This is a genomic window from Streptomyces sp. NPDC058964 (genome assembly GCF_042741275.1).
Taxonomy (GTDB): Bacteria; Actinomycetota; Actinomycetes; order Streptomycetales; family Streptomycetaceae; genus Streptomyces.
Window position 1 is genome coordinate 1 of sequence record NZ_JBHYKH010000020.1, and the last position, 15863, is coordinate 15863.

The window sequence follows — 15863 nt, forward strand, 5'->3', positions numbered from 1 at the left end:
GCGCGCCGTGCGGCCCTCGCCGAACTGACCGACGACTGGCTGGCCGGGCTGTTCACCGCCGCGGCCGTGGGCCTGAAGGGCGTCTCGCTCGTGGCCGTCGGCGGGTACGGACGCGGCGAGCTGTCCCCACGGAGCGATCTCGACCTCCTGCTGCTCCACGACGGCACCGACTCCGGCGCGGTCGCCGCCCTGGCCGACCGGGTCTGGTACCCCGTGTGGGACCTGGGCCTCGCCCTCGACCACTCGGTGCGCACACCGTCGGAGGCCCGCAAGACGGCCGGCGAGGACCTCAAGGTCCAGCTCGGCCTCCTCGACGCCCGGCACCTCGCGGGCGACCTCGGCCTGACGGCCGGACTGCGCACGGCGGTGCTCGCCGACTGGCGCAACCAGGCACCCAAACGCCTCCCCGAACTCCAGGAACTGTGCGGCGAGCGTGCCGAGCGCCAAGGTGAGCTGCAGTACCTTCTGGAACCCGACCTCAAGGAGGCCCGCGGCGGCCTGCGGGACGTCACCGCCCTGCGCGCGGTGGCCGCCTCCTGGCTGGCCGACGCCCCGCGCGAGGGCCTCGCCGAGGCCCGGCGGCGGCTGCTCGACGTGCGCGACGCCCTGCACCTGGCCACAGGGCGCGCCACCGACCGGCTGGCGCTCCAGGAGCAGGACCAGGTGGCCGCCGAGCTGGGCCTCCTCGACGCCGACACGCTGCTGCGGCAGGTGTACGAGGCCGCACGGGTCATCTCGTACGCCAGTGACGTCACCTGGCGCGAGGTGGGGCGCGTGCTGCGGTCGCGCGCCGTGCGGCCCAGACTGCGCGCCATGCTGGGCGGCGGCAAGCCGGTCGCCGAGCGTTCTCCGCTGGCCGAAGGCGTGGTGGAACAGGAGGGCGAGGTGGTGCTCGCCCGCACCGCGCGCCCCGAACGCGACCCCGTGCTTCCGTTGCGCGCCGCGGCCGCCGCCGCGCAGGCCGGCCTTCCGCTCTCCCTGCACGCCGTACGGCGCATGGCGGCCACCGTGCGCCCGCTGCCCACGCCCTGGCCCGCCGAGGCGCGCGAGCAGCTCGTGACCCTGCTCGGCTCGGGCCGCCCGACGGTCGACGTCTGGGAGGCGCTGGAGGCGGAAGGCCTGATCACACGCCTGCTGCCCGACTGGGAACGGGTCCGCTGCCGCCCGCAGCGCAACGCCGTCCACATCTGGACGGTCGACCGCCACCTCATCGAGACGGCGGTCCGCGCCTCCGAGCTGACCCGCCGCGTCAGCCGCCCCGACCTCCTCCTGGTCTCCGCGCTGCTGCACGACATCGGCAAGGGCTGGCCCGGCGACCACTCGGTGGCCGGCGAGATCATCGCCAAGGACGTGGCGGCGCGCATCGGCTTCGACCGCGCCGACGTGGCGGTGCTCTCCGCCCTCGTGCGCCACCATCTGCTGCTGGTCGAGACGGCGACCCGGCGCGACCTGGAGGACCCCGCCACCGTCCGTGCCGTCGCCGAGGCGGTCGGCTCGCAGAGCACCCTGGAACTGCTGCACGCCCTGACCGAGGCGGACGCGCTGGCGACAGGTCCGGCCGCCTGGTCGTCCTGGCGCGGCTCCCTCGTCGCCGACCTCGTCAAACGGGTCTCGGCGGTTCTCGCGGGGGACGCCACCGACGAGCCCGAGCCCGCCGCGCCCACGGCCGAACAGGAGCGGCTCGCCATCGAGGCGTTCCGCACGGGCAGCCCGGTGCTGGCCCTGCGCGCCCAGACCGAGCCCCCGGCCGACGAGGAACCGTCCGGGGAGCCGGAGCCGCTCGGCGTGGAGCTCGTGATCGCCGTGCCGGACCAGCCGGGCGTGCTGCCCGCGGTCGCCGGGGTGCTGGCCGTGCACCGCCTGACCGTCCGCACCGCGGAACTGCGCGCCCTGCGCCTCCCGGACGACGTCGACGACGGGTCGGTCCTGCTGCTCAACTGGCGGGTCGCCGCGGAGTACGGGTCCCTGCCGCAGGCGACCAGGCTCCGTGCCGACCTGGTGCGGGCGCTGGACGGTTCCCTGGACATCGCCGCCCGCCTGGCCGAACGGGACGCGGCCTACCCCCGGCGCCGTGGCTGGGTGGCCCCGCCCGCGCGCGTGACGGTGGCCTCGGCCGCCTCCCGGCACGCGACCGTGATCGAGGTCCGGGCCCAGGACGCACCGGGGCTCCTGTTCCGGATCGGCCGGGCCCTGGAGGACGCGAGCGTCCGGGTGCGCAGCGCGCACGTGAGCACGCTGGGCGCCAACGCGGTGGACGCCTTCTATGTCACCGGCACGGACGGTTCGCCCCTGCCCGGGGACGAGGCGGCGGCGGTGGCGCGCAAGCTGGAGGAGACACTGCGGGCGTGATCCCGCGCCGACTTTCCGTCCCCGCCCGCTGATCAGGGCGGGCGGGGACGATTTGCTTGCGGGGCCGGATACCCTGGAAGACGCTCACACTGCCCCCGACCCCGAGGACCGACGCCGCCGTGTTCGATACTCTCTCCGATCGCCTCTCAGCGACTTTCAAGAGCCTGCGCGGCAAGGGGCGGTTGTCCGAGGCGGACATCGACGCCACGGCCCGCGAGATCCGCATCGCCCTGCTCGAGGCGGATGTGGCGCTTCCCGTCGTCCGGACGTTCATCAAGAACGTCAAGGAAAGGGCCCTCGGTGCCGAGGTCTCCCGGGCGCTGAACCCCGCCCAGCAGGTGCTGAAGATCGTGAACGACGAGCTCGTCACGATCCTGGGCGGCGAGACCCGGCGCCTGCGCTTCGCCAAGCAGCCGCCGACCGTGATCATGCTCGCGGGTCTGCAGGGTGCCGGTAAGACCACCCTCGCGGGCAAGCTCGGCCACTGGCTCAAGGAGCAGGGCCACTCGCCGCTGCTCGTCGCCGCCGACCTCCAGCGCCCCAACGCCGTCAACCAGCTGAGTGTCGTCGCCGAGCGCGCCGGCGTCGCGGTCTTCGCGCCGGAGCCGGGCAACGGCGTCGGCGACCCGGTCAAGGTCGCCAAGGACTCCATCGAACACGCGCGGACCAAGGTCCACGACATCGTGATCGTGGACACCGCAGGCCGCCTGGGCATCGACCAGGAGATGATGCAGCAGGCCGCGGACATCCGGGACGCGGTCTCGCCGGACGAGATCCTCTTCGTCGTCGACGCGATGATCGGTCAGGACGCGGTCAACACCGCCGAGGCCTTCCGCGACGGCGTCGGCTTCGACGGCGTGGTCCTCTCCAAGCTCGACGGTGACGCCCGCGGTGGTGCGGCCCTGTCGATCCGCCAGATCACCGGCAAGCCGATCATGTTCGCGTCGAACGGCGAGAAGCTGGACGACTTCGACGCGTTCCACCCCGACCGGATGGCCTCCCGCATCCTCGACATGGGTGACCTGCTCACCCTGATCGAGCAGGCGGAGAAGACGTTCAGCCAGGAAGAGGCCGAGAAGATGGCCTCCAAGCTGGCGTCCAAGAAGGGCCAGGACTTCACCCTGGACGACTTCCTGGCCCAGATGGAGCAGGTCAGGAAGATGGGCAGCATCAGCAAGCTGCTCGGCATGCTTCCGGGCATGGGCCAGATCAAGGACCAGATCAACAACCTCGACGAGCGGGACGTCGACCGCACCGCCGCGATCATCAAGTCGATGACCCCGGGCGAGCGCCAGGACCCGACGATCATCAACGGATCCCGCCGCGCCCGTATCGCCAAGGGTTCCGGCGTCGAGGTCAGCGCGGTGAAGAACCTCGTCGAGCGGTTCTTCGAGGCGCGCAAGATGATGTCCCGCATGGCCCAGGGCGGCGGCATGCCCGGCATGCCGGGGATCCCGGGCATGGGCGGCGGCCCCGGCCGTACCAAGAAGCAGCCGAAGAAGGCCAAGGGCAAGCAGCGCTCCGGCAACCCGATGAAGCGCAAGCAGCAGGAGCTGGAGGAGGCCCAGCGCCGTGAGGCCGCGGCCCAGGGCGGAGGCGCCTTCGGCCTTCCGCAGCAGGGCGGCAAGGACTTCGAGCTGCCGGACGAGTTCAAGAAGTTCATGGGCTGACGCGCGCCGAAGACGTACGACACCGAGGGCGTCCTCCGTCGAGGGGGGCGCCCTCAGCGCGTGCCGCGCCCCGCTGTGTGCCGTAACGTCCAGATATGAGCAATGCGGCGCCACCACGCAAGGCCCCCGACCAGCCGTGGCGCACCGAGGGCACTCCGGACGAGTCGTCCCGGCCGCCCGGTGGCCGACGAATACGCGGCAGATGGTGGGGTCTCGCCGTCACCGCGGTGATCGTGTTCCTGCTGGCCTACGTGGGGCTGAACTACCTGGGCCAGGGCAACGAGCCGACGATCTCCTACACGGAGTTCAGCAGACAGGTCGGCGACGGCAATGTCGCCAAGATCTACTCCAAGGGCGACGCCATCCAGGGCGAGCTCAAGAACGCCCAGGCCAGCCCTTCCGGCGGCGGCGAGTACACCAAGTTCAAGACGCAGCGCCCGGCCTTCGCGAACGACAATCTCTGGCAGAACCTGAGCAGCCACGGCGTGACGGTGACGGCCCAGCCGGTCGTGCAGGAACGCGGCTTCCTGTCCAACCTGCTGATCTCGCTGATCCCGATCGTCATCCTGGTCGCCGTGTGGGTCTTCTTCGCGCGACGGTTCGGCGGGGGACTCGGCGGAGCGGGCGGCCTGCTCGGCCGCAAGACACCGCCCAAACCGGTCGGGGCCCGGACGGGTACCCAGCGCACGACGTTCGCCGACGTCGCCGGCATCGACGAGGTCAAGGGCGAACTGGACGACGTCGTCGACTTCCTGGAGCACCCCGACGCCTACCGCAGGATGGGCGCCAAGATGCCCCGCGGTGTGCTGCTCGCGGGCGCGCCCGGTACCGGCAAGACCCTGCTGGCGCGCGCGGTGGCGGGCGAGGCGGGCGTGCCGTTCTTCTCGGCCTCGGCGTCCGAGTTCATCGAGATGATCGTCGGTGTCGGCGCGTCCCGGGTCAGGGAGCTGTTCGCCGAGGCCCGCAAGGTGGCGCCGTCGATCATCTTCATCGACGAGATCGACACGATCGGGCGGCAGCGGGGCGGCGGCCCGTCGGTGAGCGGTCACGACGAGCGTGAGCAGACGCTGAACCAGATCCTCACGGAGATGGACGGCTTCTCCGGCTCGGAGGGCGTGGTCGTGGTGGCGGCGACGAACCGCGCCGACATCCTGGACCCGGCGCTGACCCGGCCCGGCCGCTTCGACCGGGTGGTGCACGTCTCCCCGCCGGACCGGGGCGGACGCGAGGCGATCCTGCGGATCCACACCCGCGAGATCCCGCTCGCTCCGGACGTGGACCTGGCCCAGGTGGCCCGTACCACCCCGGGCATGACAGGCGCGGATCTGGCCAATCTCGCCAACGAGGCCGCTCTGATCGCGGTCCGGCGCAAGCAGGACACGGTGAGCCGCTCGCACCTGTCCGAGGCGCTGGAGAAGGTGCAGCTGGGCGCCGAACGCACCCTGGTCATGCCCGAGGAGGACCGCCGGCGCACCGCCTACCACGAGAGCGGCCACGCCCTCCTCGGCATGCTGCAGCCCGGCGCCGACCCCGTCCGCAAGATCACCATCGTGCCGCGCGGCCGGGCGCTCGGAGTGACGATGTCGACCCCTGAGGTGGAGCGGTACGCGCACTCCGAGGGATATCTGCGCGGTCGCATCATCGGCGCCCTCGGCGGCATGGCGGCGGAACAGGTGGTCTACGGGGTCGTCACCACGGGCGCGGAGAACGACCTCGAACAGGTCACCGCCATCGCGCGGGGAATGGTGGCCCGCTGGGGCATGAGCGAGCGCGTCGGCCGGCTGTCGGCCCTGCCGAGCGACGCCCAGCAGGCGTACGGGCTCGCGGCGGCCCCGCAGACCCTCGACGTGATCGACAGCGAGATGCGCCGGATCGTCGACGAGTGCTACGAGGAGGCCTGCCGCAAACTCCAGGAGCACCGCACCCAACTGGATGCCCTGACCGAGGCCCTGCTGGAGAACGAGACGCTGGAGGAGGTGGACGCCTACCGCATCGCGGGGATCACACGCCTGACGAAGGACCCGGACGCGTGACGAAGGACCCGGACGCGTGACGGGAGCTCAGGGCGTGCGGGCGATCAGATAGCGGAACACGTTGGGCATCCACACCGTCCCGTCCGGCCGCTGATACGGGTGCAGCGCCTCCGCCAGTTCCTTGTCCACCTGTTCCTGGTCCGTCGCCGCGACCGCCGCGTCGAACAGACCCGTCGACAGCAGACCCCGTACGGCACTGTCGGCATCGGTGTACCCGAACGGGCATGCGACCCGTCCGGAGCCGTCCGGCTTCAGCCCGGCCCGCTCGGCGACCTCCTCCAGGTCGTCCCGGAGCGCCGGACGCCAACTGCCCGCCGCGCGCAGCGGATCGGCCAGTTTGGTGGCCACCCGCAGCACGGACGACGTGGCGCAGCGTTCCGGCGGACCCCAGCCGGCCAGCACGACGGGCGCTCCGTGTCCGGTCAGCGGCTTCGCCGCGGCGAGCAGGTCACCGAGCCCCTCCGAGTCGCCCGCCAGGCATCCGATGGGCTCGAAGGCCGTCACCACGGTGTACGCGGGCGTGTCCGGGCCGGCCGCGTCCCGCAGGGACCCTAAGAGGATCCGGCTGCCGTCACGCGTGCGCGTGCCCTGGGGGTGCCCCCCGCTGGAACGAAGCCCGGAGCCTGGGGGAATGTCCGGCAGCAGCCGCGTCCGGGCCAGGGCGAGCCGTTCGGGACGGGCCGACTCGACACCGGTGACCGCCGCTCCTCTGGAGGCCGCGATCAGCAGGGCGAGCCCGGAGCCGCAGCCGAGGCCCAGCAGCCGGGTGGCGGGGCCCACTTCAAGTCGCTCGTAGACGGCCTCGTAGAGCGGGACCAGCATCCGCTCCTGGATCTCGGACCAGTCACGCGCGCGTGCGTCCGGGTTCACGCGGGGTGCGGAGCCCGCGTGAGACGGGATGTGCCGCACGAGCGTAGGTGTCATAGGTAAGCGCCCCAATCCGACGAGAGTTGGTGGTGTGCCCGATCCGTGGCCCCCGTGACGTGCCCTCGCACTGCCCACGTATGTCAGGTAACTCCCGGCTCGCGGTGGCGTCCAGGGGTCCAGGGGCCCCGCTTGCGGGTTCCTCGGTCCCGTGGCGAGATTTCACATCCCGGCAACCTGAGCCCGTACGATCGCGCCATGGCAAAGGCTCCCGTTGTCACTCCCCGAGCGGACGACTTCCCGCGCTGGTACCAGGATGTGGTCGGCAAGGCAGAGCTGGCGGACAACGGCCCGGTGCGCGGGACCATGGTGATCCGGCCGTACGGGTACGGGCTGTGGGAGCGGATGCAGGCGGAGATGGACGCCCGCATCAAGGAGACCGGCACCCAGAACGCGTACTTCCCGCTGCTGATCCCACAGTCGTACCTCACCAGGGAGGCCGACCACGTCGAGGGGTTCGCGCCGGAACTGGCCGTGGTCACGCACGGCGGCGGCAAGGAACTGGAGGAGCCCGCGGTCGTCCGCCCCACCTCCGAGACGATCGTCAACGAGTACTTCTCCAAGTGGGTGCAGAGCTACCGCGACCTGCCCCTGCTGATCAACCAGTGGGCGAACGTGGTCCGCTGGGAGCTGCGCCCCCGGCTCTTCCTGCGCACCTCCGAGTTCCTGTGGCAGGAGGGGCACACCGCGCACGCGACGTACGAGGAGGCGCGGGACTTCGCCGCGCACATCCAGCGCGACGTCTACGGCGACTTCCTGGAGAACGTCCTGGCGATGGACTTCGTGGCCGGCCGCAAGACGGCCAAGGAGCGCTTCGCGGGAGCCGTCAACACACTCACGCTCGAGAGCATGATGGGCGACGGCAAGGCCCTTCAGATGGTCACCAGCCATGAGCTGGGCCAGAACTTCGCCAAACCGTTCAACACCCGGTACCTGTCGAAGGACGGCACGCAGGAGTACGTCTGGCAGACCTCCTGGGGCTCCACAACCCGCATGATCGGCGCCCTGGTGATGACGCACGGCGACGACGACGGCCTGCGCGTCCCGCCGCGGCTGGCGCAGATCCAGGCGGTCGTCCTCGCGGTCAAGGACGACGAGGCGGTTCTTGCCAAAGTCCGCGAGATCGGCGAACGGCTGCGGGCGGCAGGCATTCGCGTCCACGTCGACGACCGTACCGACATCCCCTTCGGCCGCCGCGCCGTCGACTGGGAGCTCAAGGGCGTCCCCGTCCGCGTGGAGATCGGCCCCCGTGACCTGGAGAACGGCACCGCGATGCTGGCCCGCCGGATTCCGGGCGGCAAGGAGCCGGTGGCCCTGGACACCCTGGCCGGACTGCTCCCGGCGATGCTCGAAGAGGACCAGGCGCTGCTGCTCAGACAGTCCCGGGAGCGCCGCGAGTCCCGCACCGCGGAGGTGTCGACCGCCGAGGAGGCGGTCGAGGCCGTCACCGCCGGCGGCTGGGCACGCGTTCCGTGGGCCGCCCTCGGCGAGGAGGGCGAGGCCGCGCTGGCCGCACACGCGGTGACCGTACGGTGTCTGGTCGCCGAGGACGGGTCGGTTCCCGAGGACGGGGACGCCCCCAGTAACGTCGCGGTCGTCGCGCGCGCTTACTGAAGTAGCGTCCTCCGGCACGAGGGCGGCCGAAACGCCTCTTGCGCAACCGTCGACCACAACCGCCCTGGCGTGCGGAGCTGCTCTACGCGCCGGGGCGTACGTCAGGCTACGCACCAGCTTGGTATGAGCTGCGAGACTTCTCCGCAGATCAGCGCACCCGCCCTCGTCGGGACGCATCAATCACAACTGACGGGTAAGTGCAAATTATTTGGGATGCCCCGGAATCGGAACACAGGAGCCCTCAGGCTCGTTGTGATTACGTGAGCACGACACAGACACCACCTGTTCTCGCCGCAGAGCTGGCGCAGGCGTGGGCCGACATTCAGCGGTACCACCCCGAGCTGCCGGACCTTGCCGCGCCAGAGTCCCTGATCGGGGAGTCGTCGTCCGCCTGCGGTCACGAGCTCTCCTTCGAGCGACTGCTCCACGAGGCAGTCCACGGCATCGCAGCCGCCCGCGGGGTCCGCGACACCTCCCGCGCCGGCCGCTACCACAACCGGAGGTTCCTCGCGATCGCAGAGGAGCTGGGCCTGGACCACCCCGACGAACCCCACCCCAGCAGCGGCTTCTCCCTGGTCACGCTGAACGCCGAGGCCAAGCGCCGCTACCGGCCCACGATCGAACGCCTTCAGCGCGCCCTGAAGGCCCACACGGTGGCCACGTCCGCCGACACCACCCGCACCTTCCGCGGCCCGGCCGCCCGCCACGGCTCCTCCGGCGGCGGGGTCCGCGTCAAGGCGGTCTGCGACTGCGGACGCAACGTACGGGTGGTCCCGTCGGTCCTGGCCCAGGCCCCGATCGTGTGCGGAGGCTGCGGAAAGCCGTTCCGTATCCCGGAGGTCGTGGCAGCGGCGGCGAGCTAGCGGTACGGCTGCTCGTGGCAGCCGTACCCCGCCATCGCCCTGGCCGGTGCCGCGTCGAGCACCCGACGTGACCTCACCTCCACGCCGGGTGCCGCTCCGGTATGCCCGCCGGCACCCTCGGCCAGAAGCGACCTCCGGGGTATGGCACAATGGCTAGCTGTACTCGACAGCCGCACAGGACCCCTCTCTCCTCCGGCTGACGCGTCCATCGGGCACTCGGGTACCGCAACCCCACGCGGCAGTCTCGCCGTGCCCAACCACGTCAAATCCAGGAGAACCCACTCCCGTGGCAGTCAAGATCAAGCTGAAGCGTCTGGGCAAGATCCGTTCGCCTCACTACCGCATCGTCGTCGCCGACTCCCGTACCCGTCGTGACGGCCGTGCGATCGAGGAGATCGGCAAGTACCACCCGACCTACAACCCGTCGGTCATCGAGGTGGACGCCGAGCGCGTGGCGTACTGGCTGGGTGTCGGCGCGCAGCCGACCGAGCCCGTCCTCGCCATCCTGAAGAAGACCGGCGACTGGCAGAAGTTCAAGGGCGAGCCCGCCCCGGCGCCGCTGCTCGTCGCGGAGCCGAAGGCCGCGCGTCCGTCGTTCGAGGCTCTCGGCGGTGACGACGAGGGCAAGGGTGAGGCCATCACCCAGAAGAAGAAGGCTGAGAAGAAGGACGAGGCCGCGGCTGAGTCCGAGTCGACCGAGGCCTGAGCACCATGCTCGAAGAGGCGCTTGAGCACCTCGTGAAGGGCATCGTCGACAACCCTGACGATGTGCAGGTCGCCTCGCGCAACCTGCGCCGCGGGCGGGTGCTCGAGGTCCGGGTCCACCCCGACGACCTCGGCAAGGTGATCGGCCGCAACGGCCGCACCGCGCGCGCCCTGCGCACCGTCGTGGGCGCCATCGGCGGTCGGGGAGTCCGCGTCGACCTCGTCGACGTCGACCACGTCCGCTGACGCTTTCGCAGCACCGGCTCGGGCCGGGGAGGGCCACTGGGCCGTCCCCGGCCCGTAGTCGTATGACAGGAGAACAAGCACAGTGCAGCTGGTAGTCGCACGGATCGGCCGTGCCCATGGCATCAAGGGCGAGGTCACCGTCGAGGTGCGTACCGACGAGCCGGAACTCAGGCTCGCGCCCGGCGCCGTACTCGCCACCGACCCCGCCTCCGCGGGACCGCTCACCATCGAGACCGGCCGGGTGCACAGCGGCCGGCTGCTCCTGCGCTTCGAGGGCGTCGGCGACCGCAACGGCGCCGAGGCCCTGCGCAACATCCTCCTGATCGCCGAGATCGACCCGGAGGAGCTCCCCGAGGGCGAGGACGAGTACTACGACCACCAGCTCATCGACCTCGACGTGGTGACCGAGGACGGCACCGAGATCGGCCGGATCACGGAGATCTCGCACCTGCCCTCCCAGGACCTGTTCATCGTGGAACGCCCGGACGGCACCGAGGTCATGATCCCGTTCGTGGAGGAGATCGTCACCGAGATCGACCTGGAGGAGCAGAGGGCCGTCATCGCCCCGCCGCCGGGCCTGATCGACGACCGCGCCGAGATCGCGTCCTCCCGGGACGAGGACGAGTCCTGATGCGCCTCGACGTCGTCACGATCTTCCCCGAGTACCTCGAACCGCTGAACGTCTCCCTGGTCGGCAAGGCCCGCGCGCGCGGGCAGCTGAACGTGCACGTCCACGACCTGCGCTCCTGGACGTACGACCGCCACAACACCGTCGACGACACGCCGTACGGTGGCGGCCCCGGCATGGTCATGAAGACCGAGCCCTGGGGCGACGCCCTGGACTCCGTCCTGGCCGACGGCTACGAGACGGGGTCCCACGCGCCCGCGCTGATCGTCCCCACCCCCAGCGGCCGTCCCTTCACCCAGGAACTCGCCGTCGAGCTCTCCGAGCGCCCCTGGCTGATCTTCACACCGGCCCGCTACGAGGGCATCGACCGGCGCGTCATGGACGAGTACGCCACCCGGATGCCGGTGTACGAGGTGTCCATCGGCGACTATGTGCTCGCCGGCGGCGAGGCGGCCGTACTGGTGATCACGGAGGCCGTGGCCAGGCTCCTGCCCGGTGTCCTCGGCAACGCCGAGTCCCACCGGGACGACTCCTTCGCGCCCGGCTCGATGGCCAGCCTCCTGGAGGGCCCCGTCTACACCAAGCCGCCCGTCTGGCGCGGCCGGGACATCCCGGACGTGCTGCTCAGCGGCCACCACGGGAAGATCGCCCGCTGGCGGCGGGACGAGGCCCTGCGGCGCACCACGGCCAACCGGCCCGACCTCATCGAGCACTGCGACCCCACGGCCTTCGACAAGAAGGACCGCGAGATGCTCTCCATCCTGGGCTGGGCCCCGGACCCGGAGGGAGAGCCGTACGGCCGATTTTGGCGAAGGTCGGAGGGCGTGGAAGAATAGACCGCTGTTGTGCGTCCGTCCGGTGTGCGCCCCTGCCACAGGGGGACACGACGTCCGCCCCGACGCGCACGGCAGTCCTCCTGGAAACCTAGTTCCCGTTGATGACCTGTGGCATCAGCGAAGAAAGCAGACGAAATGTCTCACCTGCTCGACTCCGTCGACTCCGCGTCGCGGCGCAGCGACATCCCGGCCTTCCGCCCGGGTGACACCGTCAACGTCCACGTCCGCGTCATCGAGGGCAACCGCTCCCGTGTGCAGCAGTTCAAGGGCGTTGTCATCCGCCGTCAGGGCTCCGGTGTCCGTGAGACCTTCACGGTCCGCAAGGTCTCCTTCTCCGTCGGCGTCGAGCGCACCTTCCCGGTGCACACCCCGATCGTCGAGAAGATCGAGCTCGTCACCCGTGGTGACGTGCGTCGCGCCAAGCTGTACTACCTGCGCGAGCTGCGCGGCAAGGCCGCGAAGATCAAGGAGAAGCGCGACAGCTGAGCGCCTCCCGGACGTCATAGCGGGGCCGGATAACATCTGGCCTCGATGGACACCGAAGCACAGCCGACGGAACGCGACCGCTCCTCCGGCCCCGGCACGCCGGGCACGGGGGAACGGTCGCGTTTCGCGTTGGTGTCGCGGATCACCGAGTGGCTCCCGGGCGGGGCGATCACGCTCACCCTCTTCGTCTGCCTGCTCTTTTTGCTGCTCCTCAACGCTTTCGTGGTGCAACCCTTCCAGATTCCCAGCGGATCCATGGAACAGGGATTGAGGATCGGGGACCGCGTTCTCGTAAATAAGTTGGCGTACCGTTTCGGTGCCGAACCGCGGCGCGGCGACGTCGTCGTGTTCGACGGCACCGGCTACTTCGGGGACGCCGACTACATCAAGCGCGTTGTGGGTGTGGGGGGAGACCACGTGGTCTGCTGTGACAAGGAGGGGAGGATCGAAGTGAACGGCCGGTCGGTCGACGAGACGGCGTTCCTCTATCCGGGGGACACTCCGTCCACCGTCCCCTTCGACGTCGTCGTGCCCGACGGCAGACTGTTCGTCCTCGGAGACCATCGCGGCGACTCCAGCGACTCCCGTGACCACCTGGGTTCGCCGGGCGGCGGCATGATCCCCGTCGGGGACGTGATCGGCCGTGCCGACTGGATCGCGTGGCCTGCCGCCCACTGGACGCGCCTGCACCGCCCCGCCGCCTACGCGCACGTGCCCGCCGGCGAAGCCGCGGGGGCCATGCGGCCGAAGGGGGCGGGAGCGCATGGGTAACCGCGGAAGGCCGCGCGGTGTGCCCAGCAGCGCCGCGGACAATCTGCTGCCCACCGGGTCCCGGCGCGCCGCCGGCCCGGTCGGCGGCCGTTCCCGCGCGGAGCGGCGCAAGCTCCAGCGCAAGGTCAAGCGCAAGCGCAGGCGCAGCGCGGTGCGGGAGATACCCCTCCTGGTCGGCGTCGCCGTCCTGATAGCCCTCGTCCTGAAGACGTTCCTGGTCCAGGCGTTCGTCATCCCGTCCGGCTCCATGGAGCAGACCATCCAAATCGGTGACCGGGTCCTGGTCGACAAACTCACCCCTTGGTTCGGCTCCAAGCCGCAGCGCGGGGACGTCGTCGTCTTCCACGACCCCGGCGGCTGGCTCAACGACGAGCAGACGACCAAGAAGAACGACCCCATCGTCGTCAAGCAGGTCAAGGAGGGCCTCACCTTCATCGGCCTGCTGCCCTCCGACAACGAGAAGGACCTGATCAAGCGGGTCATCGGCGTCGGCGGGGACCACGTCAAGTGCTGTGACGCGCAGGGCCGGGTCACCGTCAACGGTGTGCCGCTCACGGAAGGGGACTATCTCTATCCGGGGAACGCCCCCTCCTTGAGCCCCTTCGATGTGAAGGTGCCCGAGGGGCGCCTGTGGGTGATGGGTGACCACCGTGGCGACTCCGCGGACTCCCGCTATCACCAGAACACGCCGTACAAGGGAACCGTCTCCGAGGACTCGGTCGTCGGCCGTGCCATGTGGATCGGCTGGCCCGTCGGCCATTGGACGCGCCTGGAGGAACCTAAAACCTTCGCAAGCGTCGCCGACTCCGTGTCGGGGGCGGCTGCTGCCCCTCCGCTGTCGCATAGGGTTACCTCCGACGATCCGAAGGCAATGACCCAGCTCCCGACCCCTGCGGAACTCCCGCTCGTTATGGGAGTGGTGGGCCTGCACCGGCTATGGGGCAGGCGGCGGCACAGAGTTAGGAGTTGGCGTGGGGGATGTGGCGGTTGGCGCGCGATCCGGGCACGACGGCGAAGAGCATCGCGGGCACCCCGTGGAAGACAATGTCCCCGCCTCGGACGGCGCCATGAACTCCGGCAACGCCTCCGGAGTGGATGGGGACGGTACGGCGTCCGGAGGACGTTCCGGGACGAACGGCGACGGCGAGGGACCGGGTGACTCGTCGTCCCGCGGGAACAAGCCGCGCTCCTTCTGGAAGGAGCTGCCGATCCTGGTCGGCATCGCGCTGGTGCTGGCACTGCTGATCAAGACCTTCCTGGTGCAGGCGTTCTCGATCCCGTCCGACTCGATGCAGAACACCCTGCAGCGGGGTGACCGTGTCCTGGTCGACAAGCTGACCCCGTGGTTCGGCTCCGAGCCGGAACGTGGCGAGGTCGTCGTCTTCCACGACCCCGACGAGTGGCTGAGGGGCGAGCCGACGCCCGAACCGAACGCCGTGCAGAAGGTGCTCAGCTGGATCGGCCTGATGCCATCGGCGGAGGAGAAGGACCTGATCAAGCGCGTGATCGGGGTCGGCGGCGACACGGTCGAGTGCAAGGGCAGCGGCCCGTTGATGGTCAACGGCAAGGCACTGAACGAGCCGTACGTGTACCCCGGCAACACGCCGTGCACCGTCGACGACCAGGGCGGCCAGTTCAAGGTCAAGGTCCCCGAGGGCCACATCTGGGTCATGGGCGACCACCGGCAGAACTCGCGTGACTCGCGCTACAACCAGGACCAGAGGTATCACGGCATGGTTCCGGTCAAGGACGTCGTCGGACGCGCCATCGTGAAGGCCTGGCCGATCAACCGCTGGGGCACGCTGCCCGTTCCCGACACCTTCGACCAGCCGGGGCTGAACAAGTAGCACCCGGGCCCCGGTCCGGCCTTCGGTCCGGGGCTTGGGCGAGCCTGTGTCCAGGCCGACCCCCGGCCGGGGACGGCATCCGTCGCCCCGATGAGGGCTGCTTGTGAAGCCCTTGGGGAGCTTGTGACCCTGGTCGCGAAAGAGGGGCTGCCCCGGTCCGGTACCGCCGGGTAGGGTGCGGATGCATGGGTGGCGAGAGCACGATACGTACGGCCCCGCGCAGCGGTGGCACAGTCGCGGCGCAGTCCGGAAGCCGACTCGGACAGCGGTTGTCCGGTCTGGCGGTGGCGCTGGGCCTGGTGCTGTTCCTCGGCGGATTCGCGTGGGCAGCGGTGGTCTACCGGCCGTACACCGTGCCCACCAGCTCGATGACGCCCACGATCGACGCCGGTGACCGCGTGGTGGCGCAGCGTGTCGACGGCAGTGACGTGCGCCGCGGTGACGTCGTCGTCTTCCGCGACAAGTCCTGGGTCACCAACGCGAATGTGGTCAAGCGCGTCGTCGCGGTCGGCGGTGACACCGTCTCCTGCTGCACCGACGGGAAGCTGACGGTCAACGGCAAGCAGATCGAGGAGCCGTATCTGCCCGAGGGCAGCCTGGCCGAGATCAAGAACTTCCCGACCGTGACGGTCCCCAAGGGCCGGCTCTTCCTCCTCGGTGACGAGCGGCAGGGCTCCCTGGACTCCACGGCCCACCTCACGGACGCGGCCGGCGGCACCGTTTCGCGCAACGCCGTGAGCGCCCGCGTCGACGCCGTCGTCTGGCCGATGAAGGGCATGCTGGAGCGTCCGGCCGGCTTCGAGACGCTGGGCGGCCTCTCCTCGCCCGGTCCGCTCAGGACAGTGGTCGCGCTGGTCGTCGCCGGCGCGGTACTGATCTTCGGCGGTGCCG

At 70.5% G+C, this 15863-nt stretch carries 14 protein-coding genes and 1 pseudogene; 14 read left to right on the forward strand and 1 reads right to left on the reverse strand.

What is annotated here, in order from left to right; genetic code table 11:
* From ACFW2E_RS04435 to ftsH, 3 genes are all read left to right on the forward strand, one after another.
* The coding region (locus ACFW2E_RS04435; RefSeq protein ID WP_384461207.1) for a [protein-PII] uridylyltransferase at window positions 1-2349 on the forward strand (2349 nt) is incomplete at its 5' end.
* Window positions 2350-2468: 119 nt separating this feature from the next.
* Window positions 2469-4019 (forward strand): signal recognition particle protein, encoded by a 1551-nt coding sequence (ffh, locus tag ACFW2E_RS04440; RefSeq protein WP_384461210.1) that lies wholly within the window; start codon window positions 2469-2471, stop codon window positions 4017-4019.
* A gap of 95 nt (window positions 4020-4114) precedes the next feature.
* Entirely contained in the window at window positions 4115-6052 is a 1938-nt protein-coding gene (gene ftsH / locus ACFW2E_RS04445) for an ATP-dependent zinc metalloprotease FtsH (RefSeq protein WP_384461213.1), read from the forward strand.
* A gap of 27 nt (window positions 6053-6079) precedes the next feature.
* On the opposite strand, the gene ACFW2E_RS04450 is transcribed toward ftsH, so the two are convergent.
* Window positions 6080-6976 (reverse strand): SAM-dependent methyltransferase, encoded by an 897-nt coding sequence (locus tag ACFW2E_RS04450; RefSeq protein WP_384461216.1) that lies wholly within the window; start codon window positions 6974-6976, stop codon window positions 6080-6082.
* Between the two features lie 198 nt (window positions 6977-7174).
* Between ACFW2E_RS04450 and proS the strand changes: the two genes are divergently transcribed.
* From proS to lepB (ACFW2E_RS04505), 11 genes and pseudogenes are all read left to right on the forward strand, one after another.
* Window positions 7175-8590, forward strand: a complete 1416-nt coding sequence (gene proS, locus ACFW2E_RS04455; protein WP_384461219.1) for a proline--tRNA ligase — start codon at window positions 7175-7177, stop codon at window positions 8588-8590.
* 260 nt (window positions 8591-8850) lie between these two features.
* Complete coding sequence (locus tag ACFW2E_RS04460; protein ID WP_384461222.1) at window positions 8851-9453, forward strand: hypothetical protein; 603 nt, start codon at window positions 8851-8853, stop codon at window positions 9451-9453.
* 286 nt (window positions 9454-9739) lie between these two features.
* On the forward strand, window positions 9740-10159 hold the full coding sequence (gene rpsP / locus ACFW2E_RS04465) for a 30S ribosomal protein S16 (RefSeq protein ID WP_171152431.1): 420 nt from the start codon (window positions 9740-9742) through the stop codon (window positions 10157-10159).
* A gap of 5 nt (window positions 10160-10164) precedes the next feature.
* The gene (locus ACFW2E_RS04470) at window positions 10165-10404 is read left to right on the forward strand and encodes an RNA-binding protein (protein WP_003973401.1); all 240 of its coding nucleotides are present in this window, start codon (window positions 10165-10167) and stop codon (window positions 10402-10404) included.
* Between the two features lie 82 nt (window positions 10405-10486).
* On the forward strand, window positions 10487-11035 hold the full coding sequence (gene rimM / locus ACFW2E_RS04475) for a ribosome maturation factor RimM (RefSeq protein ID WP_384461227.1): 549 nt from the start codon (window positions 10487-10489) through the stop codon (window positions 11033-11035).
* Window positions 11035-11868 carry a tRNA (guanosine(37)-N1)-methyltransferase TrmD gene (trmD, locus tag ACFW2E_RS04480; RefSeq protein WP_384461230.1) on the forward strand — a complete coding sequence of 278 codons (834 nt, stop codon included), beginning with the start codon at window positions 11035-11037 and terminating at the stop codon, window positions 11866-11868. Before rimM ends, trmD begins: the two co-directional genes overlap by 1 nt.
* A gap of 135 nt (window positions 11869-12003) precedes the next feature.
* Window positions 12004-12354: a 50S ribosomal protein L19 gene (rplS, locus tag ACFW2E_RS04485; protein WP_384461233.1), complete on the forward strand. Its 351-nt coding sequence runs from the start codon at window positions 12004-12006 to the stop codon at window positions 12352-12354.
* 45 nt (window positions 12355-12399) lie between these two features.
* On the forward strand, window positions 12400-13125 hold the full coding sequence (gene lepB, locus ACFW2E_RS04490) for a signal peptidase I (protein WP_384461236.1): 726 nt from the start codon (window positions 12400-12402) through the stop codon (window positions 13123-13125).
* Window positions 13118-14206: pseudogene (gene lepB / locus ACFW2E_RS04495) on the forward strand (signal peptidase I); the annotation flags it as partial. The gene lepB (ACFW2E_RS04490) and the pseudogene lepB (ACFW2E_RS04495), both read left to right, overlap by 8 nt.
* Entirely contained in the window at window positions 14097-14972 is an 876-nt protein-coding gene (lepB, locus tag ACFW2E_RS04500) for a signal peptidase I (RefSeq protein ID WP_384461239.1), read from the forward strand. The pseudogene lepB (ACFW2E_RS04495) and the gene lepB (ACFW2E_RS04500), both read left to right, overlap by 110 nt.
* 185 nt (window positions 14973-15157) lie before the next feature.
* On the forward strand, window positions 15158-15863 hold a 706-nt coding region (gene lepB, locus ACFW2E_RS04505), incomplete at its 3' end, for a signal peptidase I (RefSeq protein WP_384461242.1).

Excerpts from the sequence above, each read along its gene's own strand:
- ftsH (WP_384461213.1), top strand. The coding sequence starts at position 4,115 with ATGAGCAATGCGGCGCCACCACGCAAGGCCCCCGACCAGCCGTGGCGC.
- ACFW2E_RS04450 (WP_384461216.1), bottom strand. The coding sequence starts at position 6,976 with ATGACACCTACGCTCGTGCGGCACATCCCGTCTCACGCGGGCTCCGCA.
- proS (WP_384461219.1), top strand. The coding sequence starts at position 7,175 with ATGGCAAAGGCTCCCGTTGTCACTCCCCGAGCGGACGACTTCCCGCGC.
- ACFW2E_RS04470 (WP_003973401.1), top strand. The coding sequence starts at position 10,165 with ATGCTCGAAGAGGCGCTTGAGCACCTCGTGAAGGGCATCGTCGACAAC.
- trmD (WP_384461230.1), top strand. The coding sequence starts at position 11,035 with ATGCGCCTCGACGTCGTCACGATCTTCCCCGAGTACCTCGAACCGCTG.
- rplS (WP_384461233.1), top strand. The coding sequence starts at position 12,004 with ATGTCTCACCTGCTCGACTCCGTCGACTCCGCGTCGCGGCGCAGCGAC.
- lepB (WP_384461236.1), top strand. The coding sequence starts at position 12,400 with ATGGACACCGAAGCACAGCCGACGGAACGCGACCGCTCCTCCGGCCCC.